A 22042-nucleotide genomic window follows, 5' to 3' on the forward strand; every position below is an offset into this window, starting at 1 on the left:
CCGTTTTGGCGCTTTCCGGAAAAATATTCAAACCTAACATAGGTTCGATGCACGGCCTTGCCAAGGCGGTGTACAGCTTCATAAGTGATTCTTCTGCATTCTTTGCAGAATTTACCTGTAATTATGGTTGAAAGGCATGGTTAAAAGCCCTTTTACAACCTGTGCGACCGCAAAATCATGGCCGGAAAGCACCCTGTCAAAACAGGCAAGAGTGCGTTTTATCCGAACTTCAGAACTTTGCGGAACCAGACCGGACAATGCAGGAAAACCGGTCACCACCCCGTCACAAAAGACAGCCGGTGCAGCAAGCAAACTGTTGCGGTCAAAATATCCCTGTTTCCCCTCTCCTGTACCTATCTTGTGCTGTTGCAAATAAGCAGACAATTGCTTTTCACTCAGCGCAGCAATGACAAGCGGTTCTGTTCCCTCATTGCGGATATGATAACGCCCGTCCCACAAGGCCTCTTCTTCCCTCTGCAATGGAATTACGGGCAAATTACGTCGTTCACGACGGATAATGGTTCCATGACGGGATTTTTCAATCACACAGCGATGCAGGGTTTTCCTTTGTTTGGCCGGTATTGAAGGTTTATCAAGCCAGCTTGTAAGATCAGCACAATCACGCAGTGCCGGTAAAAAAGCCTGCCCGCCGATAGCAGCCAGTAAATAACCCAGTGTCAGCGGGATAATATCCCGATCTGATGCGCCCCACCCGGCAGGTAAAAACAAACTGTCACCGGCAAGCAGCCTGATCTGGCTGTTTTCCTGTTTCAACAAATCAGCCACGCGGTGATTATCTGCACGTCTTTGCACTGCTGCGGCATCAATGGCCTGCAACAAAGCTGGCTTATCCAGCATTTTCGCAACCTGTCTCACCCGCGGGCGCTCATAGGCCGGATTCTCATTGCTCGGATCATCCACCCAACGGATATTATGTGCTGATAAAAAACCTCTCAGCTCATCCCGCCAGATATCCAGCAGCGGGCGGCACAGCAGAACCTTCGTTTGCAGCAGAGTTTGCACAGCCATAGCGGCAAGCCCGCGCTCAGCACCGGCAAGACCAGCTGCCAAGCCTTCTCTTTGCCGACGCATCAGATATGTCTCGACCTGATCGTCAGCCGTATGTCCTGTCAGAATAACATCAGCCTGATGGTGGCGTGCAGCCTGTACCAGCAGATCATAGCGTGCAGAACGGGCAGCAGACGCAAGACCGCTCACAGGCTTATCACCTGTCCAGCACAAAATTTGATGCGCAATGCCGATGCTCTGACAAAACTCAGCAACACCCGCCGCTTCATCCGCAGATTCCGCGCGTAGTCTGTGATCGACAGTCACTGCTACCAAGCGGCATTCCGGCAATTTTTCTTGTAAATAAAGTCTGGTCAGCAGTAACAGTGCCAAAGAATCGCTGCCGCCTGAAACCGCAACAATCATCACCGACGGATGCTGCCCCGCCAGCGCATTATCAAAGCCTGCAAAAATTCGCGGCAGAAAATCCGGCATGAGCGTAGCGGTGCCACCGTCTGAAATTGCCGTCTTCGCAGCATTCACATCCGTGCCCTGCATCCGGCGTCAGCCCCCTGTGCCATATTTTATGAGCAGCGGTTGAGTTTACGCTCTTCATCCGCACGTTTCAGCACTGCCGGAGCGGCTGAAGGAAAACGGCTGCTGATTTTTGCCAGCGTCGCACAGGCAACTTCGCGGTCATTCAGCTTGGCCATAGCCATACCGAGTTTCAGCATATTCTCCGCACCACGCTTGGAATCAGGAAAATCCCGCTGATTGTCGATGAAAACCGTAGCTGATTCCGCAAAACGATCCTGTCCGTACAGTGCTTCACCCAACCAGTAACGGGCATCCGATGTCATAGGATCGGCCGGATAGCGGTCGATATGCGCACGAAATGCCACTTCTGCCGAGCGGTAATCACCGGCAAGAATAAACTGATAGGCGGCATTATAAAGTTCGTTGGGATTGTCGGTCTGCGGCAGGGAAACTGTCTGCTGTGCCGGCTCGTCACTCAGGCTGCCGCCGATTACATTGCCACTGGAATCAAAGCGGATAGAGCCGAGCGCACGCGGAGCCTGCGATGTGACTGTAACCGGCGTTTGCTGACCAGTAGCAACGGAAGCGGCGGAATTATCTGTATTGGCATCCTGTGCAGGCTGGAAATCAGATGAATCCTGAGCGGTGTTGTCATTATCCGCACTCACCGAAGCCGTCTGGCGCGGTTCTTTATCTGCTGAAGCATCGTCAGAGGATACAGCGGCAGAATCTGCCGCCGCTGTTTGTGTGGATTGATCAGAATCGGCGTCGGCCTTTTTCTTTTTTTCCAGCTCTTCAAAGCGGAATTCATTATCTTCCTGAATTTTACGCATCTGCTCCTGCATCTGCAAAATCTGGAAGTTCATTTCTTCAAGCTTGCCGGTCAGGTCACGAACCTGCTCCTGCAACTGAATTACCCGCTGATCACTGGCCTGAGCAAAGGCTGTAGTTCCGCCCGTTGCCATAGCCAGCAGCGGCAGCAAACTGACAGCCAGAGCCAGTCTTTTCATCGCTTTCTTCATTCGCAATACCTCATGCGCCCGAATTCTGTTCCAAAGGTCATCATCACATTCTCAGATGGACCGGTTCAATCTTTATAATCTCAGTTGAAATGGTGCAATTGAGTGCGGCCAAATTTTGGCTTTTATGTTCAAACTGAAAAAAGCGACCCTGAGGCCGCTTTTCCCATAAGTCTGTGTCTTTTTTATCGCGCAATTGTTACGAGCAGCGAAAAATGACTTTTTAGCTGCAGATTAGCTGCCGGCACCGTTCAGAACGGTTACTGCACGGCGGTTCTGCGACCAGCAGGAAATATTGTCGCAAACTGCAACCGGACGTTCCTTACCGTAGGAAACGGTGCGCATACGGTTAACCGGCACGCCGCGGGAAGCCAGATAATCACGGGCAGCAGCAGCACGACGCTGGCCAAGTGCCAGGTTGTACTCGCGTGTACCGCGTTCATCCGAGTGACCTTCAACAGTGATCGAATAGTTCGGATAGCGGGCCAGCCACTGAGCCTGACGGGACAATGTCTGCTGTGCGTCAGCGCGGATCACGGAGCTGTCGAGATCGAAGAACACGCGGTCACCGACATTCACGGTGAAGTCCTGTGCGGAACCGGCAACAGCACCATTGGCCCCCATACCGTTCAGACCAAGATCACCTGCATTGTTCGGCAGGTTTTTCTTGTTGGCGCAACCGGCTACGGCAAGCGACAGGAAAAGGGCAACAGCAAACGGGCTGCGGGCAATCGACTGGGAACGGCGCATGGCCCGTACTCCTTAAGAATAATGCGTTTACATGATGTATGACTAACCAGATGATTAATCATATTGAGGTTAAAAACCGTTCAAATAACATGGTTAATTGTTACTTAATCAGCATAAAAACTCAAGATTTCTCCGTCAAAAATCCGTATTTCGGCTCATTCACGGAGACAGTTTCAAGTGGTTCTTCCCTGATTTCAAAGCGAACCATTTATCGGCAACCTAGAAAGCAATGCGGCAAAAACACGGCTTGTTATCACAAAAGCCTGATTTGACTAAAGCATCAGCCCTCAAAAATAAGCTCTGTGTCCTATTCAGCACACAGAGCTTATCTCAAACTTAATTCAGCAATGGCGACCATGCCGGATCAGAAGCCGCATTCGGCGTCTGGATCTGACGTTCATTGCGGCCGGTCAGATCAATCGTGTAGAGACGGGATGTACCGCCGCTTTCACGGAAGAACATCAGAACACGGCCGTTCGGTGCCCATGTCGGGCCTTCATTATGGAAGCCGCTTGTCAGCAGGCGCTCACCCGAACCATCGGTTTTCATCACGCCGATCGAGAACTGACCACCGGACTGTTTGGTAAAGGCAATCAGATCGCCGCGCGGTGACCAGACCGGTGTCGAATAGCTGCCGTTACCGAAAGAAACGCGCTGCGGGTTGGAGCCGTCGGCACCCATCACATAAATCTGCTGGCGACCGCCACGATCGGATTCAAATACGATCTTGGAACCGTCCGGCGAATAGGATGCCGAGGTATCAATGGCCTGACTGCTGGTCAGACGGGTGGTTGTGCGCGAACGCAGATCCATCGTGTAAATATTGGCGCTACCATCATCCTGCAGCAGGCTCATCACCACTTTCTGACCATCAGGAGAAAAGCGTGGTGCAATCGTCATGCCCGGGAAATTACCGACCAGTTCCTGCTGCCCTGTTTCCAGCTGCAGCAGATAAACGCGCGGACGGTCACCGGCAAAAGACATATAAGTGATTTCCTGACGGCTTGGTGAGAAGCGCGGTGTCAGCACCAGATCTTTACCATTCGACAGATAACGCACATTCGCGCCGTCCTGATCCATGATCGCCAGACGCTTGACGCGTTTCTGCGCGCTGCCGGACTCATCAACAAACACGATACGTGTATCGAAATAGCCTTTTTCACCGGTCAGGCGCTCATAAATCGCATCGGCGATAATATGGGCAACGCGGCGCTTGTTTTCCGGTGTTGTGAAAAACTGCTGGCCTGCAAGCTGCTGTCCGGCAAAAGTATCCCACAGGCGGAATTCCGCTTTCAGACGGCCATCCGGCTGCTTGGTCACGCGGCCGGTAACCAGTGCCTGTGCATTGATGACTTTCCAGTCTTCAAAACGCGGTGCCACATCCGGATTGCTGATTTTTTCAATGAATGCTTTTTTGTCGATCGGCGCAAAAAGGCCGGAACGCTCAAGATCCGCAGCGATGATAGAGGTAATTTCCGCACCCAGCGCATCACCGGACAAGAAGTCGGTCAGAGCAATCGGCAGCGGGTCAACATTACCCTTGTTAATATTTACTTCCACAACGGCGCGTGCAGGCAGCACTGCAGCCGTGCTCACTGCCGCAGCGACAGCGAAAACTGAAAATAAGGTTTTAAACAGTGTTTTCATGATGGCGTGGACCTCGTTTGTCCTGATCATATTTGGTTCTGTGAGACGTCTCACATGCTTTGATATTGAAGAGCTTCACAGAAAGCCCCTGAAACCGGCGCTACGCAGCGCCGGTCCGTATTCCGTTTAGAACATTTCGCTCGGGTCAAAATTCACGATGACCGTTGCCCAGGTTTCATATTTATCCCGCGGCAGATTGTAAGGCGCTGCACGCATCACCGCACGCCGCGCACTGTCTGCTGCCGCACGGCCAACGATAGAATCGCCGCCCGTATAGGTGACTTCCGGCGAGCCATTAATCGAGCCGTCTTCGTTCAGCTGCATCTTAACGGTAATACGCAAATCAGCGGCATCGGCCACACCCGAAGGGATACTCCATTTGTCGCTGATCTGACCTTTCAGAGCATCCATTTCCGTCTGGCTGAGTTTAGCTCCGCCGGTCGTTTTCTTGGCACCAAAGGCTTCCTTGTCGGTAGAGCGTTTAGCTCCGCCACCTGCAGATTTCTCACGGTTCAAAAGAACGGCAACCTCGTCAGCCTTTGCATCCTTATCTTTCGACGTATTCTGCGCGGTCGTGCTTGGCTTTTCCGGTTTCTTCTCGTCTTTTTTCTTATCCTCAGCCTTGGCCGTTTCCGTTGGCTGCGGTTTCGGTTTGGCTTCCGGCGCCGGAACACGATCCGGCAATTTGACTTCTTCAGCCTGTTCCGGCTGCTGCGCAATTGCTTCTGCAACAGGATCCGGCTTCACCTCAGCCTTTGGTTCCGGCTTCGGCTCCACTTTTGGCTCCGGCGGCTTTACCGGTTCAGGCGGTTTAACCGGCTCCGGTTTTGGTTCAGGCTTGTTTTCCTGTACAGGCTCCGGCTTTTCAGCCGGTTTTTCCGCAGGCTTAGCCGCTTCTGCGGTTTCAACAGGCTTCGGCTTTTCATTCGGCATCGGCGGTGTTTTCAGATCAAGCTCGCTGTCACCGGCATTTTCCGCCTGCTCAACCGTTTTCGGCTTAGTCGTTGGTTTTGGTGCTGCTTTTTCCGCTTTCGGCGCTTTTTTATCGCCCTGCTGTACCTGTGAAATATCTTCAATCGGTACAATATCGACAGGGAAGGATTCAGTATCAGTCATGTCAAAAGGCTTCGGCGAAGAGAACGAGAATAGTCCCCAGCCGATAATGACCACATGGATGAGTGTTGAGGAAGTCAGACCTGCCTTCATGATGGCGTCAGCTATCCTGCTCCTGGAGGGTCACCAGACCGATATTCTTGAAACCGGCAGCGGAAATACGTGACATCACTTTCATCACAGTACCGTAATCGGCATTTTTATCGCCGCGCACAAAAACGCGCTCTTCATAGCCGGTTTTGGCGATAGCTTCGAGTTTTGGCACCACTTCCGCAATGTCGATCTCGGTTTCCTGCAAATAGACCTGCCCCTTGTCATTCACGGACACGGTAATCGGCTGAGTATCGGCATTCAGCGCCTTGGCCTGTGTATCCGGCAGATCAATCGGCACACCGGAGGTGAGCAGCGGTGCGGACACCATGAAGATAATCAGCAGCACCAGCATCACGTCCACGAAAGGTGTGATGTTGATTTCGCTCATCGGAGCCTTCTTGCCGCCGCGTCTGCGACGACCGCCTGCTCCGCCCTGACTTCCTAATGACATACCCATATTGGAACCTTCCGGCCTTAATCTTTTGACCTGATATCCGGCCTGAATTTAAAACGACTGACGCACACAAACCGGATAATTTATCCGCGCGGCGTCAGCTTCTCATCAATTTGTCGTGACAGTATGGCCGAAAACTCATCGGCAAAACCTTCCATACGTGCGGTGATTTTTGCCGAGTCTGCGGTCAGCTTGTTATAGGCAATAACCGCAGGGATAGCGGCCAGAAGACCAATCGCCGTTGCAAGCAATGCTTCCGCAATACCCGGTGCCACAACGGCAAGGCTGGTATTTTTGGAAGCGGCAATCGCCATAAACGAGGTCATAATACCGACAACCGTACCGAACAGACCGATAAATGGTGCGGATGTACCAATGGTGGCCAGAAAACCGAGGCGTGATTCCAGCTTGTCGTTTTCACGCGCCAAGGCCACATCCATCGCTTTTTCGATACGCATCTGCAACGCAATCGGGGAACGGGCGCCTTTTTCGAAAGACTTTTTCCACTCGCGCATTGCTGCCATGAAAATGGCGCTCATGCCGGTGGTACGGCGTTCACCGAGATTGCGGTATAATTCTTCCAAAGACTGGCCGGACCAGAAGACCTGCTCAAAACGCTCAATCGCACTTGTTGCACGGCGATAGGCCAGTGTCTTGTCGACGATAATCGCCCATGTCCAGATTGAGGCAGCCAGCAAGCCCAGCATGACCAGTTTCACAACCCAGTTGGCCTGCATGAACAGTCCCCAGAGACTGACATCAGCTGTATGTGCTGCAATGGGTAGCGTTTCCATTTGTCACCTGTCCTCGAATCCAAACGCCCGGCTCATCACCGGGCGGCAAAAGCAAAACGGTTCACCGCGCAGTTTTCTGCGCAACCGTTTCGATCTGTTGTTACCTTAAGCGGTCCGGATGCATTGTTTGCCAGCACGGCCCGCCGAATTGCTTTGCGCCGTATCTGCATAGTGCCGGACACAATCTTGTGCATGACCGGCTGTTTTGCTTTTTACGGTTAATTTTGGTGAAAGGAAGGCGACAAGCAGATTCATGCCCTCACCTCTCCGTCTTGGACTAAAGATGAACTATTATGGTTAAAGATAAGTTAGGATTCGCACTATTGCGGGCAATTTTACGTGCTGCGCCTGATTTTTCGCCGCCGGTTTTGAGGCTGTGCATATTCAGCACTGCCTGCGCGATCACACCCGATTTTTGAAATGCCGCAGGATTATGCCCGCCCAATTGTCCCGGTTTGACGATGAAGGCATTTGCCAAAAGTTAAGCTGTAAACAGCGCTTTCCACTCTTTGGGCATCCGTTTCGGACGGCCTTGCTTATTAATCAGCGCCGCTTCGACCTGTGCTTCAATCAGCAATTCGCCATTTTTACGCCGGATGTGCTGGCGCATCGTCACCCGCGCTCCGGAAGCTTCAGTCACGCAAGTCTCAATTACCAGCATATCATCAATGCGGGCAGGCAAACGGAAATCAATCTCCATACGCCGCACAATCCAGACAATCGGTTCGCCAAGCTGCCCTTCTTCCAATTGCGTATGGTGTACACCTTTCAGGCGCAGAAAATCGGTGCGGCCGCGCTCCAGAAACTCCAGATAACGGGCATGATAAACCACACCAGAAAAATCCGTATCGGCATAATAAACCCGTGCCAGCAGCCGGTGTCCTGCCGGTGTCAGCGTGCCATTAATCACTTCAGATTCAGCCGCGCTTAAATCGTCTGGAGGTATTGTATCCGGCATCAGGCTTCGTCCTCAAACAGGGTGATCTGCCGTGCAGCCAGATCAGTCGGTGCCGTCAGCCCCAGATGTTGCCATGCAAGTGCTGTCAGCACACGCCCGCGCGGTGTGCGTTGCAAAAAGCCCTGCTGGATCAGATAGGGTTCAATAATATCTTCAATCGCATCACGCGGTTCAGACAGACCGGCGGCAATCGTCTCAATCCCCACAGGTCCGCCGCCAAAATTGCGTGCAATCATATTGAGATAGCGCCGGTCGAGCTGATCAAGTCCGATATTATCCACCTCGAGGCGGATCAGCGCCTCATCGGCGATCTTCGCATCCACAATGTCTGCTTTTGCTACCAGCGCAAAGTCACGGACACGGCGCAGCAATCGTCCGGCAATGCGCGGTGTTCCGCGTGCACGACGCGCAATCTCGCGTGCACCATCATCGGAAATATTCAGCTGCATCAGCCGTGCACCGCGGCGCACAATATATTCCAGCTCATCAACCGTATAGAAATTCAGCCGTACCGGAATACCGAAACGGTCGCGCAGAGGCGTGGTCAGAAGACCGAGACGGGTTGTCGCTGCCACCAGCGTGAATTTCGCCAGATCAATCTTGACGGAGCGTGCCGCAGGCCCCTCGCCGATAATCAGATCGAGCTGATAATCTTCCATCGCCGGATAGAGAATTTCTTCCACCGCAGGGCTGAGGCGATGAATTTCGTCGATAAACAGCACATCGCGGTCTTCAAGATTGGTGAGCAATGCCGCCAGATCACCGGCTTTGGCAATCACCGGCCCTGAAGTGGAGCGGAAATTAACGCCGAGTTCTTTGGACATAATCTGCGCCAATGTGGTTTTGCCCAAGCCCGGAGGGCCGACAAACAACACATGATCCAGAGCTTCACCGCGGGTTTTGGCTGCTTCGATAAAAATTTTCAGATTAGCGCGTGCTGCCGCCTGACCGACAAAATCATCAAGGCTTTGCGGGCGCAAAGCCGTGTCCGTATCCTCCCCGCGCTTTTGCGCAGAAATCAGACGATCTTCATCACTCATCAGTTACACCCGCATTCATTTTCTCAGGCAACGCTCTTATCGCGCCAGTTCTTTCAATCCAAGCCGGATCAGCTTGGCAGAATCTGCATCTTCTCCGGCCTCGCGCAAGGCACTGGCCACCGCATTGGCAGCCTGATCGCGTGAATAGCCGAGATTACTCAGCGCAGAAACCGCATCACTCACCGCAGTGGAGGCAACACCCTCACCGATTTCCTGCTTCAGCCCGATATTAGCCGCAGCATCACCGGCAAATGCAGGTGCTTTATTCTTCAGCTCCGTCACAATGCGTTCGGCTACTTTTTTGCCGACACCCGGCGCACGGGACACCATAGCAATATCACGCAAAGCAATGGCATTGGCGAGTTCAGACGGTGTTAATGTGCCCAGCACTGCCAGTGCCACTTTGGCACCAACGCCCTGTACATTCTGCAACAGACGGAACCACTCACGCTCCAATGCCGTGCCGAAACCGTAAAGCCGCAGCACATCTTCACGCACATAGGTCTCAATCAGCAGAATGGCCGCTTCACCCGCTGAAGGCAGATTGCCCAGCGTGCGCGCAGAACAGAAAGCCACATAGCCGACACCATGCACATCAAGAATGACATGATCGTCAGCAATTTCATCGACAACACCTTTCAGTTTCCCGATCATGATATGGCTGCAATCCTCCCGCTTTTCTTCAGTTCCGCCAGATTATACAGGCTGTGCCGGTTATGGGCATGACAAATGGCAATCGCCAGCGCATCCGCCGCATCACTGGTATCAAAACTCGCCCGTGGCATCAGTACTTTGACCATCATATGAATTTGCTGTTTTTCACCGTGGCCGACACCGATGACCGATTTCTTCACCGCATTCGGCGCATATTCAGCTACACGCAATCCGGCCTGTGCCGGCACCAGCAGTGCAATACCGCGCGCCTGCCCCAGCTTCAGCGTAGCACCTGCATCTTTATTGACGAATGTATGTTCAACAGCCGCTTCATCCGGCATCATCTGATGCAGGACAGCGCTCAATCCTTCATGCAACTGGCATAAACGCGAGGCAAGATCCATTTTGTCATCAGAGGTGACTGTTCCCGCTGCAATAAAATGCAGGGAATTACCCATGGACTCAATCACGCCCCAGCCGGTGCGGCGCAAGCCCGGATCAATACCAATAATGCGAATCGCCTGTTTCATATGCTGACCTTACCTTGTGTAAGGTGCATTCAACAATCAAAATGTGAACAAAATGGAAACATCGCAATTTAAAGACGGGAGAAGATGCTAAAGCACGTCCGGCTCAAATGGATTCATTTAGCGTTCGCGAACATGCGACAATTAAATGAAACCAGAGCGTGTCGCGTTTAATTATATCCACTGCGTTCGCTCTGTCTTTTTGTCTTAACGCATGTCGCTATCGGAAAACCGGCACCCACTTTTCCGCGACATGCTTAGGCAGATCAATTGCTGCCAAATGCTGTACGCAGCAGAATGATCTGATCCGAAACCGGATTACCTTTGCACTCAACCAGTTCACGGATCGGCTGGTGATAGCTGTCACCATCCATGCAACGCACGCGGTCCTGAAGATGCAGCGAATGCGCAATCATATCGCGGAAAGCCTGCGGCAGTTCTTTCCAGCCTGCGGTATTTTCACCGGCAGAATGAGTTTCCAGACTGACCTTTGCCTTCTCTTTTGCCACCATTTCGCGCGGCATATCGCCGGAACGGCTGGCACGCAGCAGCAAAAGCCAGGAGGCAATATGCATCAGACGCGAGGTCAGACGCATGGATTCAGCGGCATAAAGTGTTGCAGCCTTGTGAGACAGGGAACGCGCAGCGTCTTTCCCCTCACCGTCAAGATAAGCGGCGGCTTCTTCCACCAGCGCCATACCTTCACTGTAAAGCGGTTTGAAACTGTCTGAAAACACCATACGCTCCGACAGACGGATCATATTATCCGGCACTCTGTTTTCGCTGCGATGTGTCTGTTCCATCATCTTGTTCTGCTCACTGGCAACTGCAACTCACTGAAACGCAGTTGTAATTTTTGACAAGCATTCCGACCACGTAAGGCACCGTATTTTCTCCGGTTTATAACCGGTCAAACAGGCGAATCCCCTATAATCAGGCTGCACTTCACTCGTTTGCATCACAAAGCGTGATTGTAAAAAACCGTTTGGCTATGGCCTATCCAAGCAAAATGCACGCTCATACACGCTCGCGCAATAATATGGTTAAAGAAAGATGAATTGTGATTTTGTGCTTGCCAGAGAAAATAATGCTATCCAGACGAATAAAGTCAGCCTGCTCAGATAGTTAAGCAGAATCGCCCGTATTTTCAGGTAATAGCAACACCAGTCGGCAGATTTTCGCAGAAGTGCTTTATCCACAAAGCGGCTCTCAACTGCGGATAAACAAAGCAGGTCCGGAAATAAAAAAAGAGCCGCAAAAGCGGCTCTCAGAAGTTTAACAGGGAGGCGTCATACAGAGGGACCAAGTCCACTCGGTAAGAATCCGGCAAAACCGGATAGTCTTATATTCTTTTGTTAACTTTAATATTTGGTTAATGCGGTTTCTATCACTTTCAAGACACAGGAACCGAACGCGGCTTCACAGCTATAGGAGCTGGCTTCCGGCTTTCTGCCACCCGTGCGGATCTTGCGATTTCCGGCACAGGGCTTTTCGAAACTGCTTTGCCTTTCCAGCCGATGCGCGGCAGCCATTCCAGATAATAGACCAGCGCAAACTGAGCCATAATACCGCCCGCAATCAGCAAGGTGTCAAAGGACAGGCTCACCGGATAAACATGGCGCAGCGCCTGACCAACCATCGCCAGAATAGTACCGGCCACGAAAACCGGCAGCGAATGTTTACCCAGCAAGGCCAGCGGATGGTTCATATCAAGACGGGCTTTTTCCGACAGCGCAGGAATACCGGCAATCACATAGGCAAGCGCCAGCACATGCAACAAACGGGTTGCCGAGAGATAGGTCTTGTCAAAACCGGTCAGCACCGCAGGCAGGCCAAAGGAAATATCCCAGTTCGGATGCGGGACACGCAGCCACAATAAGGAGAAAACCAGATAACCGATCGCCGCAATCATCAGCGGACGGTTCTGATCAAAGCGGCCGCCCTGCTTCACATAGGTCATCGCACCAATACCGATGGCGAACAGAAACTGCCACGACAGCGGATTGAGGAACCACACGCCCTGTGTCGGATAATTCACCGGCGCAATATGATAATAGCCGGACAGGAACCAGATCGAACCGGAAATTGTCAGCATCAGCGAAATGCTGATCCGCGACAGATAAAGCATGACCGGCGCAAATAGCATCAGCACCAGATAGAGCGACAGAATATTATTATAGCCGAGCTGGTGGCCAAGCGTGGCCAGACCGACAAAAGCCTGTGCAGGCTGTTCCATCACAGTTTTGATATTGATCATTTCCAGCATTTCCGGCCGTTTCATATAAATGGCCGTAAAACCGAAAATCGCCAGTGTGATGAGCGTTGTCATCATCTGCGCCATATAAAGCGTCATCGACCGGCGTGCCATTTTCAATGACAGCAGCAGGCGATTGCCTTCAACAAATTTGGAACTATAGGCAAGCGCAACAGCCAGACCGGAAATCAGCACAAAAGCTTCCGCAGAATCGGAAAAACCGAATTCGCGATGCGTGAATTTCTCATAAATTGTGCCCGGAACATGGTTGATGAAAATCGTCAGCAATGCCAGCGCCCTGAAAACATCAAGACGCGTATCGCGCATTTTCACCATCTGTCCTGCATTATGTATTGTCATTGCCAGCCTGCCTTTTGCCTGACTTGCCTGAATGTTTTCATCTCTCAAGAAGCGAAAACATGTCCTGCAGACAGTTTTTGTCTGCATACAACAATACGACTCAAATGGGACACGAAAGCGGCTAAGCTACTGCTTACCCCCATCACATTATTTTCCAGAACTAAACAAAACGGCAATGACAATAAGTTGTTAGCATCAAGATCGAAGGGAAATTCGGGGAAAAAGGACAGTGCTCCGATGTTTTTCTATCTGTCTTTAAAAACCGCGTTATTTTTTGGCAAATATGCTCTAAACAGAAGATAATGACCGGTATATTGCATATTTTACACTGTGCAATTCCCGAACTTTGCCATTTTTATGGGCTATTGGCGCCCGCTCAACGAGGCTTTATCTGATGAAATTTCCTGCAAACCGTCCGCGTCTGGTGCTGGTTGTCCCTTCTCCTTCTTCGGAAGAGCATACGGCAGATACGCTGCTTGCCACGCTGGATAAAGCCCTGACTGCAGGCGACATTGCCAGCGTCATTCTCGACAACGGGAAAACCGACGAGGCATCCTTTCAGGCTTTTGCAACATTGGCCGTTGGCAAAATTCAGGCAGCAGGCGCCGCAGCCATTATTCTGAACGACACCCGCACTGCCGGTCGTGTCGGCGCAGACGGCGTGCATATTGAAGGCTCTCTGGCTGATATTGCAGATGCTGTTGAGCGCTATACGCCGAAAATGATCGTCGGCACCGGCAATGTAAAAGAACGCCACACAGCGCTGGAAGTCGGTGAATTGCAGCCGGATTATATGTTCTTCGGCAAAATCGGTGCCGATACCAAACCGGAAGCCCATCCGCGCAATCTTTCACTGGCTGAATGGTGGGCGGCAATGGTCGAGATTCCGGCTATTTTGCAGGCTGGTGCAAAACTGGATGATCTCGCGGCTTGTTTTGCCACACATGCAGAATTTATCGCATTGGGTACGGCTGTGTTTTCCGCAGAAGATCCGGCACAGGTTATTGCCGATGCAAACCGCCAGCTCGATGAGATGAGCGCGGCTGAGACTGAAGAGTAACAGAGTTAGACCATGCTGAAAAAATCCGTTTTGTTCAACAGCACCTGTGCTTTCTGGTTGGTTGCCGCAGCGACGGTTATGCCGGCAACCACTGTCATGGCTGCAGAGGCCGCAAAACCGGCGCCTGAGAAAACAGTGCCTGAAGCTGACAAGTCCAAAGCGGACAAAACAGAGACGGATAAACCGGCAGATCCGACCGGTGCATCTATGGATGTACCGGCAGTTTCAACCGGCTTCACTATTCCGGAACTTGCCGGATCATGGTCGAAAAATCAGACTGAAAAGTCTGACATGCTTCAGCAACCGGCAACAACCGATGCTATGCCCGCTTTTAACGAGAACCGGTTCGGAGACAAAATTGCCGATCCGGCCTTTGGTGCATTTCAGCGCGGTCTTTATCTGACAGCCTTCAATCTTGGTATGGAGCGCGCCAAAGCCGGTGATCCGGCGGCGCAAACGCTGGTGGCGGAAATCTATGCCCGTGGCCTTGGCGTCAAATCCGATCAGAAACAAGCAGCGCACTGGTATGGCTTAGCCGCAGAAAAGGGCGAACATGAAGCCCAGTTCCGCTACGCTGCCATGCTGCTTCAGGGCATCTATGTCACCAAGGACGCGAAAAAAGCTGAAGAGCTGATGCAAAAAGCGGCCGAGGCAGGCAATGCCATGGCACAATTCAATTATGCGCAAATGCTGATGATGCGCCGTCCCGGAGCCAAAGGGCTGGATGAAGCCGCACCGTGGTTCCAAAAAGCGGCAGATGCCGGACTGGCCGATGGTGAATATGCTGTCAGTCAGCTGCTTGCCAATGGCACCGCAACAATCAAACGCGATGATGCGCAGGCGCGGGAATATTTATTACGTGCTGCCCGTAAAAATTATGACACGGCGCAGCTTGATCTGGGCACATGGCTGGTCGAAGGGCGCGGCGGTGAGCGCAATTATGATGCCGGTTTCCGCTGGATGCTGACAGCAGCGCGGGGCGGCAATATTGCAGCCATGGCGCGTGTGGCACGGCTTTATCGTGACGGTATCGGCACAGACGGTAATTCGGTTGAGGCTGCGGCATGGTATATTCTGGCGCGGCGCTCAAAACTCAATGCCAAAGACCTCGATTCTTTCATGGACGGTCTGACAGATGAAGAAATTCAGCAGGCCATCGCCCGTGCAAACAATCTGCGCTGACCGGTAAAATTGCATTTTTACTAACATAGAGCGCTGTGCGCCCGATCAGGCGCACAGCGCTCTAACACTTTAAATGAGAGCATAATTTTCGCTGAAACTGATTCAAGTTTAAGAAATTATGCTCTAGTGCAGCCCGAAGTCCGGCAAAGCATCGTATCAGACTTGCTAAAATTGCAGATTTATGGTCTTGAAAACCCCGATTGATATGGCTTGAGAGCCCTCTGATACCGCCTGCGGCATTTTTTGCCAAACCGCCACCGGTTTTGCGCGAAGCGACGCAGAATTTCAAAGGGTAAATCAGAGAAAATTTCACACTAATTCCGGATTGAACGAATATGAAGATCAACGGTAACGAAATCCGTCCCGGCAATGTCATTGAGCACAATGGCGGCCTGTGGGCAGCAGTTAAATGCAACGCGGTCAAACCAGGTAAAGGCGGCGCCTATAATCAGGTTGAACTGAAAAACCTTATCGACGGCACCAAGCTGAATGAGCGTTTCCGTTCCGCTGAAACTGTTGAACGCATCCGTCTTGAGCAGAAAGACTTCTCTTTCCTCTATGAACAGGGTGAAGCTCTGATTTTCATGGATACCGAAAGCTACGAACAGCTCGAACTGAACAAAGACTTTGTTGGTGAACGCGCTGCATTCCTGCAGGACGGCATGATGGTCACTGTTGAAATGCACGAAGAACGCCCGATCGGCATTCGTCTGCCGGATCAGGTTACACTGGCAATCACCGAAGCTGATCCGGTTGTTAAAGGCCAGACAGCGGCTTCTTCCTACAAGCCTGCAATTCTGGAAAACGGCATCCGTATTCTCGTGCCGCCTTTCATTGAATCCGGCGAACGCGTTATCGTTGACACCAACGAACTGACCTACGTATCCCGCGCCTGATCCGGCTCAGAATACCACCTGTACTCTTCAGGATTTAAATATTGTTTCATCCGCAAGGCATGCTTTGCGGATGAAAAAGCTGTTAAGCACATTGACATTTGTGAATAGATCCAGAAAACGAAAGCACTTTTCGGAGAATGTGCGCGTGCTCATATTATTGGGCTGCGTCGATCTGATCCGGCCGTGCCGGACTATGCTCTAAACAGTCTCTCGCTTTTAGCTCAGATATTATTTATGCATGATCTTTATGCATATAAAAGATTATCCGGCGAACAGACGCTGCTCACATTTAACGTCTGTGCCAGCCGGTTTCCACACATGAAAACTGCCCCTCGTCTTTGGTGAGGCTTAGCGGTTTTCTCTTTGACACGAACGCATAAATTGTACCGGCCGGCGATGCAGACTTCAGCCAGCACCGGACTTATGCACTGACAGGACGAAAAATATGGCGCGCTCAGCAATTCTCAACGTTATGGTTCAGGCCGCAATCAAGGCCGGACGCTCACTGGCGCGTGATTTTGGTGAAGTACAGAATCTGCAGGTCTCGCTCAAAGGCCCGGGCGATTATGTAAGTCAGGCCGATAAAAAAGCCGAAGATATTATTTTCAGCGAACTGCGCCGTGCGCGTCCTGATTATAGCTTTCTGATGGAAGAACGCGGCGCGGTTGAAGGTGCTGACAGCCAGCACCGCTGGATCGTTGATCCTCTCGACGGCACCACCAACTTCCTGCACGGTATTCCGACCTTTGCCGTTTCCATCGCTCTTGAGCGTCAGGGACAGGTTGTTGCCGGTGTGATCTACAATCCGGCAACCGACGAACTTTACACCTCTGAGCGTGGTGGCGGTGCATTCCTCAACGACCGTCGCCTGCGCGTTGCAGCCCGCTCCAAGCTTTCCGATGCTGTGATTACCCATGGTATGCCGCATCTGGGTCGCGGCAAGCATGGTCACTACCTCATCGAACTGCGCAATGTTATGGGCGAAGCCGCCGGGATGCGTGCGTTTGGCGCCGCTTCTCTGGAACTCGCTTATGTCGCTGCCGGTCGCGTTGACGGCTACTGGGATGAGCCGCTGTCCCCTTGGGATATGGCAGCCGGTATTCTGATGGTACGTGAAGCCGGTGGCTTTATCTCCGACAAAAACGGCCAGCAGGACATGTATGAGCAGAAAAACATCGTAGCCGGTAATGAGCTCATTCACAGCCAGCTGCTGCGGACAATCAAAAAGCCGGTCTGATAAAACGATCAGGCTGAAATCACCAATCCCCCGTTCATCTCTGATGCGCGGGGGATTTTTTTATATCCCGCTCCCGTTTTCACCGCTCTGGAGCGGTTTACGTCCAGATTGGATCATAGCGCTCGTTCTATCGCTTTATTTTTACGCATGTCGTTATCGGAAAACCGGTGTCCACTTTTCCGCGACATGCTATAGCTTGCCACAGTCGGAAATATGACAGGAATAAAAGTTTCAGTTTTGAAAGTTTTGCAGTAGCGTCCTGTATCACAAAGCGGTTTCAGACAATGCAGAACAGCATCTGAAGCAAAACACATCAGGCTCAGGCGAGAGAATATTATGGCGCAGCGGGATATCAGCATGGGAACAGAATACGACCCGAACCGGCTTTCCAGCCCGCGGCAGGTCATGATGATTATGATTATATTCCTCGCTCTTGTCGCTTTTCTGGCTCTGGTACTGGTACGGCAGATCCAGACTTTCTTCGTCACCAATCCCGGCCTCAACGGCTTGATTCTCGGTGTATTGCTGGTTGGCATCATACTGGCTTTCATTCAGGTTCTGCGCCTTGTGCCGGAAATCCGCTGGGTCAATTCCTTCCGCAACGGTGATGACGGCGCGACGGATCCGGTGCTGCTGGCACCAATGCGGGCAATGATCGGCCGCCGCCAGTCTATGGCACTATCCGCCACATCCATGCGCTCGATCCTTGATTCCATTGCCACCCGTCTGGATGAAAGCCGCGATATTTCCCGCTATCTGATCGGGTTGCTGGTGTTTCTCGGCCTGCTCGGTACATTCTGGGGTTTGCTGGAAACTATCGGCTCCATTGGTCAAACCATTCAGTCGCTTGACCCGAAATCCAATGATACCGGCACTGTGCTGGATTCGCTCAAGAGCGGATTGCAGGCACCGCTCAGCGGCATGGGCACGGCTTTCTCGTCCTCCCTGTTCGGTCTGTCAGGCTCGCTGATTCTCGGCTTTCTCGATCTGCAATCCGGCCGTGCCCAGAACCGTTTCTATACGGAACTGGAAAACTGGCTGTCCTCGGTCACCGATCTGAATTCCGACCTGCGCGTTGATGCGGAAAACGGCAATACAACACTGGAAGAAATCCGCCTGTTCTCCGACCGCCTGCAAACAATGCAGGACGGCAATGGCACCAGCCAGCGCACAACCGCTGCTCTGGCTAATCTGGCAGACGGTGTGCAGGCATTGGTGAAAACCATGCGCCATGACCAGCAGAGCATGAGTGACTGGGTTGAACGGCAGGCCGAAGAGCAGAAAGCTCTGCGTCAGGCTGTCGAAAAACTGAACACCATCCTCTCCGCTACCAAGCGCGAACAATAAGGCGGAACCGATGGCCTTATCCCGTAACCGTCGCAGTGAGCGCCATGTTGATTATTGGCCGGGCTTTGTGGACGCGCTGTCCACATTGCTGCTGGCGATCATGTTCCTGCTGTCTGTCTTTGTGCTGATGCAGTTTCTGCTCTCACAAGAGGTCAATAACAAGGATTCTGTACTGAACCGGCTCAACAGCCAGATCAGCGAACTGACCGAGCTTTTGTCGCTGGAGCGCGGCAAGGGGCAGGATCTGGAAGATACTCTGGCCGGTCTTCAGGCATCACTTACCGCTGCGGAAAATGAAAAATCCCGCCTGCAGAGTCTGCTCGCTTCCGGTGGCTCCGGTGCAGCTGCAGAACAACGTGCCGGTGAATTATCTGCTACACTGGATGCTGAAAAACAGGTCAGCGCCCGTGCATTGTCGCAAGTTGAATTGCTTAATCAGCAGATTGCAGCCCTGCGCCGCCAGATCGGTGCACTGGAAGACGCACTCAATGCATCCGAGGCCCGTGACCGCGAATCCAATACCAAGATTGCAGATCTCGGCAAAAGGCTGAATGTGGCACTTGCCCAGCGTGTGCAGGAGCTAAACCGTTACCGCTCGGACTTCTTCGGACGGTTGCGTGAGATTCTCTCCGATCGTGAAAATATCCGCATCGTCGGGGATCGTTTCGTCTTCCAGTCGGAGGTGCTGTTCCCGACCGGCTCAGCAGATATCAATCCGCAAGGCCTGATCGAAATGAAAAAACTGGCCGATGCAGTGGTAGAGCTTAACAAGGAGATACCGGACGATATCAACTGGGTGCTGCGTGTGGACGGGCATACGGATAATGTGCCGCTCTCCGGCACAGGCCGTTATCGCGACAATTGGGAGCTCTCCTCAGCCCGCGCAACGGCGGTGGTCAAATTCCTGATTGCCAATGGTGTACCGGCGAACCGGCTGGTAGCCGCAGGTTTTGGCGAATATCAGCCACTGGAAGCGGATGACAGCTCCGATGCCCGCAGCCGCAACCGGCGTATCGAGCTGAAACTGACTGAGAGATAATAAAAAGCCCGCGATTACCGCGGGCTTTTTTAGTTGGTTGTCTGCTCGAACTGCAGGCTTTGTTAATTTACCGCCTGCTGAAACTGCAGACTTTGTTAGTTTACCGCCTGCTGAAATTGCAGGCTGGCTAAACGGGCATAAATCCCGCCGGACTGGCTCAGACTTGTATGGGTGCCCTGCTCAACAATGCGCCCCTGATCCATAACCAAAATATGATCCGCTTTCAGCACGGTCGCCAAACGGTGCGCAATAACCAGTGTCGTGCGTCCCTGCATCAGATGTTCCAGCGCTTTCTGCACCAGCATTTCACTCTGCGCATCCAGTGCCGAAGTCGCTTCATCGAGCAGCAGCACCGGCGCATCCCGCAGCAAAGCGCGGGCAATGGCAATACGCTGACGCTGACCACCGGAGAGCATTACACCACGCTCACCGACCGGTGCATCATAGCCACCTTCAAGCGCCATGATAAATTCATGCGCCTGCGCAGCCTTTGCTGCAGCTTCAATTTCCGCATCACTGGCATCCGGCCGTCCGAAAGCAATATTCTCACGAATACTGGCAGCAAAAATCGTCACATCCTGCGGCACAAGCGCAATATTACCGCGCAGATCATCCAGCGACAATTGCCGCAGATCCTTACCATCCAGCAGGATTTTGCCCTGAAACGGATCATAATAACGCAGCAGCAAGGCGATCAGTGTCGATTTACCGGCACCGGAGGCACCGACGATCGCAACAGTCTTGCCCGGTTCAATCACAAAGCTCACATCGTGAAGGGCTTGTGCATCCGGTCTTGTCGGATAAGCAAATTCCACATGGGAAAATTCAACGCTGCCTTCAGCACGGATAAGTCTGACCGGTTGCGCCGGTGAAGCAACAGCTGATTCTTCATTCAGCAATTCCACCAGCCGCTCCGCCGCACCGGCAGCCTGTGCCAGCTCCGCCCAAACTTCCGACAAAGCACCGAGTGAACCTGCCGCCACCACTGCATAGATCAGAAACTGCCCCAATGTGCCGGCAGACATCCGGCCGTTCATCACATCATGCGAGCCGAACCAAAGCACAGCCACAACGCTGGCGAAGATGATGAAGATTGCAAAAGCAGTCAGGATCGAGCGGGAGAGAATCGATTGCTGTGCCGCATCATAAGCATGATCAACCGCACCGGTATAATGTGCAATCGCCGGTGCTTCATGGGTAAAAGCCTGTACAGTGCGCACTGCGGCAATTTTTTCTCCCGCATAGGCAGTCGCCAGCGCCAGCTCATCTTGTGCACGGCGCGAACGACGGCGGACAGAGCGGCCAAAGGCCACCAGCGGCAAAACGATGAGCGGAATAGCAGCCAGTACCAGTGCCGATAATTTAGGACTGGTGACCACCATCATCACCACCGCACCGATCACCAGAATCAGATTACGCAAGGCGATAGAAGCCGTAGCACCGACAGCGGATTTCACCTGTGTTGTATCGGCTGTCAGACGGGAAACGATCTCTCCCGACTGCACTTCATCAAAAAAAGCAGGCGAAAGGCGCGTAACATGGGCAAAAACATCGCGCCGCAGGTCAGCAACGATGCGCTCACCCAGCGTAATCACGAAATAATAGCGTGCAGCAGAGGCCACAGCCAGCACCGCAGCCAGAACCATTAGAGCAGCAAAAGACGTATCAACCAGACTGCTGGAGGCCGATATCAACCCGTTATCCAGCAGGCTGCGCACGGCCACCGGCAGAACCAAAGTCGCCATTGCAGCAGTGACCAATGCAACCAGCGCACCGGCAACAGAGCGGGGATATTGACGGACGTAAGGAAAGATTCGCGCCAGCGGCTTTAAGGACCGGCGTGGCTTTTTACCGCTCTCGGCCTCAGAAACCGCTTTGTTTTGTAAATTCGTCGCTGTCATTCTGCTTGCTTGCTATATTGCGCCCTTGTTATTAGCTGCTGCCTGATGTATAGGCTCCCCAACCCTTTTGGAAGCCGTAGCCGTATTGTCTGCAGCTTCAATGAGACAAGTGGGCGTATCTGCCGCAGTTCCGGTGATGGCCGGGGCGTGGCTAAATGCCATAAACCTTTCA

General features: G+C 52.5%; 21 protein-coding genes and 1 pseudogene. 6 read left to right on the forward strand and 16 right to left on the reverse strand.

All coding sequences use genetic code 11. The features are described from left to right. Nucleotides 1-111 precede the first annotated feature (111 nt). From tilS to JNC80_RS13835, 15 genes are all read right to left on the reverse strand, one after another. A complete protein-coding gene (gene tilS / locus JNC80_RS13765; protein ID WP_376710629.1) occupies nucleotides 112-1566 on the reverse strand; it encodes a tRNA lysidine(34) synthetase TilS in 1455 nt (484 codons plus the stop codon). 26 nt (nucleotides 1567-1592) lie between these two features. After that, nucleotides 1593-2567, reverse strand: coding sequence for a tol-pal system protein YbgF (ybgF, locus tag JNC80_RS13770; RefSeq protein ID WP_376710630.1), 975 nt, complete (start codon nucleotides 2565-2567; stop codon nucleotides 1593-1595). Between the two features lie 231 nt (nucleotides 2568-2798). Then, a complete protein-coding gene (pal, locus tag JNC80_RS13775) occupies nucleotides 2799-3314 on the reverse strand; it encodes a peptidoglycan-associated lipoprotein Pal (RefSeq protein WP_022710535.1) in 516 nt (171 codons plus the stop codon). Between the two features lie 336 nt (nucleotides 3315-3650). After that, nucleotides 3651-4961, reverse strand: a complete 1311-nt coding sequence (gene tolB, locus JNC80_RS13780; protein WP_376710631.1) for a Tol-Pal system beta propeller repeat protein TolB — start codon at nucleotides 4959-4961, stop codon at nucleotides 3651-3653. Between the two features lie 126 nt (nucleotides 4962-5087). Then, nucleotides 5088-6167: a cell envelope integrity protein TolA gene (gene tolA, locus JNC80_RS13785; protein ID WP_022710533.1), complete on the reverse strand. Its 1080-nt coding sequence runs from the start codon at nucleotides 6165-6167 to the stop codon at nucleotides 5088-5090. Nucleotides 6168-6174: 7 nt separating this feature from the next. Continuing rightward, nucleotides 6175-6624, reverse strand: coding sequence for a protein TolR (tolR, locus tag JNC80_RS13790; protein ID WP_022710532.1), 450 nt, complete (start codon nucleotides 6622-6624; stop codon nucleotides 6175-6177). Nucleotides 6625-6704: 80 nt separating this feature from the next. Continuing rightward, nucleotides 6705-7415, reverse strand: a complete 711-nt coding sequence (tolQ, locus tag JNC80_RS13795; RefSeq protein WP_022710531.1) for a protein TolQ — start codon at nucleotides 7413-7415, stop codon at nucleotides 6705-6707. Between the two features lie 105 nt (nucleotides 7416-7520). After that, complete coding sequence (locus JNC80_RS13800; RefSeq protein WP_376710632.1) at nucleotides 7521-7670, reverse strand: hypothetical protein; 150 nt, start codon at nucleotides 7668-7670, stop codon at nucleotides 7521-7523. A gap of 22 nt (nucleotides 7671-7692) precedes the next feature. Then, on the reverse strand, nucleotides 7693-7893 hold the full coding sequence (locus tag JNC80_RS13805) for a hypothetical protein (RefSeq protein WP_306401530.1): 201 nt from the start codon (nucleotides 7891-7893) through the stop codon (nucleotides 7693-7695). Nucleotides 7894-7896: 3 nt separating this feature from the next. Beyond that, nucleotides 7897-8373, reverse strand: a complete 477-nt coding sequence (gene ybgC, locus JNC80_RS13810) for a tol-pal system-associated acyl-CoA thioesterase (protein WP_376710633.1) — start codon at nucleotides 8371-8373, stop codon at nucleotides 7897-7899. Further along, nucleotides 8373-9413, reverse strand: a complete 1041-nt coding sequence (ruvB, locus tag JNC80_RS13815) for a Holliday junction branch migration DNA helicase RuvB (protein WP_121994085.1) — start codon at nucleotides 9411-9413, stop codon at nucleotides 8373-8375. The genes ybgC and ruvB overlap by 1 nt, the downstream gene beginning before the upstream one ends. Nucleotides 9414-9449: 36 nt before the next feature. After that, nucleotides 9450-10067, reverse strand: coding sequence for a Holliday junction branch migration protein RuvA (ruvA, locus tag JNC80_RS13820; RefSeq protein ID WP_121994086.1), 618 nt, complete (start codon nucleotides 10065-10067; stop codon nucleotides 9450-9452). Beyond that, entirely contained in the window at nucleotides 10064-10597 is a 534-nt protein-coding gene (gene ruvC / locus JNC80_RS13825) for a crossover junction endodeoxyribonuclease RuvC (protein ID WP_022710526.1), read from the reverse strand. Before ruvC ends, ruvA begins: the two co-directional genes overlap by 4 nt. Before the next feature lie 263 nt (nucleotides 10598-10860). After that, a complete protein-coding gene (gene rcdA, locus JNC80_RS13830; protein ID WP_306401563.1) occupies nucleotides 10861-11367 on the reverse strand; it encodes a protease adaptor protein RcdA in 507 nt (168 codons plus the stop codon). Between the two features lie 620 nt (nucleotides 11368-11987). After that, nucleotides 11988-13208 carry an OpgC family protein gene (locus JNC80_RS13835; protein ID WP_370637687.1) on the reverse strand — a complete coding sequence of 407 codons (1221 nt, stop codon included), beginning with the start codon at nucleotides 13206-13208 and terminating at the stop codon, nucleotides 11988-11990. Between the two features lie 394 nt (nucleotides 13209-13602). On the opposite strand from JNC80_RS13835, the gene JNC80_RS13840 reads away from it, so the two are divergent. From JNC80_RS13840 to JNC80_RS13865, 6 genes are all read left to right on the forward strand, one after another. Beyond that, nucleotides 13603-14268, forward strand: a complete 666-nt coding sequence (locus JNC80_RS13840) for a thiamine phosphate synthase (protein ID WP_220160312.1) — start codon at nucleotides 13603-13605, stop codon at nucleotides 14266-14268. A 12-nt stretch (nucleotides 14269-14280) separates the two neighbouring features. Beyond that, nucleotides 14281-15450, forward strand: coding sequence for a tetratricopeptide repeat protein (locus JNC80_RS13845; protein ID WP_376710634.1), 1170 nt, complete (start codon nucleotides 14281-14283; stop codon nucleotides 15448-15450). Between the two features lie 335 nt (nucleotides 15451-15785). Continuing rightward, nucleotides 15786-16346 carry an elongation factor P gene (gene efp, locus JNC80_RS13850; RefSeq protein WP_022710520.1) on the forward strand — a complete coding sequence of 187 codons (561 nt, stop codon included), beginning with the start codon at nucleotides 15786-15788 and terminating at the stop codon, nucleotides 16344-16346. Nucleotides 16347-16791: 445 nt separating this feature from the next. Further along, nucleotides 16792-17583 (forward strand): inositol monophosphatase family protein, encoded by a 792-nt coding sequence (locus tag JNC80_RS13855; RefSeq protein ID WP_376710635.1) that lies wholly within the window; start codon nucleotides 16792-16794, stop codon nucleotides 17581-17583. Between the two features lie 336 nt (nucleotides 17584-17919). Further along, a complete protein-coding gene (locus JNC80_RS13860) occupies nucleotides 17920-18930 on the forward strand; it encodes a MotA/TolQ/ExbB proton channel family protein (RefSeq protein ID WP_075657304.1) in 1011 nt (336 codons plus the stop codon). A 10-nt stretch (nucleotides 18931-18940) separates the two neighbouring features. Beyond that, nucleotides 18941-19969: a peptidoglycan -binding protein gene (locus tag JNC80_RS13865; protein ID WP_116089049.1), complete on the forward strand. Its 1029-nt coding sequence runs from the start codon at nucleotides 18941-18943 to the stop codon at nucleotides 19967-19969. Between the two features lie 95 nt (nucleotides 19970-20064). On the opposite strand, the pseudogene JNC80_RS13870 reads toward JNC80_RS13865, so the two are convergent. Next, a pseudogene (locus JNC80_RS13870) lies at nucleotides 20065-22032 on the reverse strand (ABC transporter transmembrane domain-containing protein). Nucleotides 22033-22042 lie beyond the last annotated feature (10 nt).

Source organism: Pseudochrobactrum lubricantis (assembly GCF_041929865.1).
In the GTDB taxonomy this organism is placed as follows: Bacteria; Pseudomonadota; Alphaproteobacteria; order Rhizobiales; family Rhizobiaceae; genus Pseudochrobactrum; species Pseudochrobactrum saccharolyticum.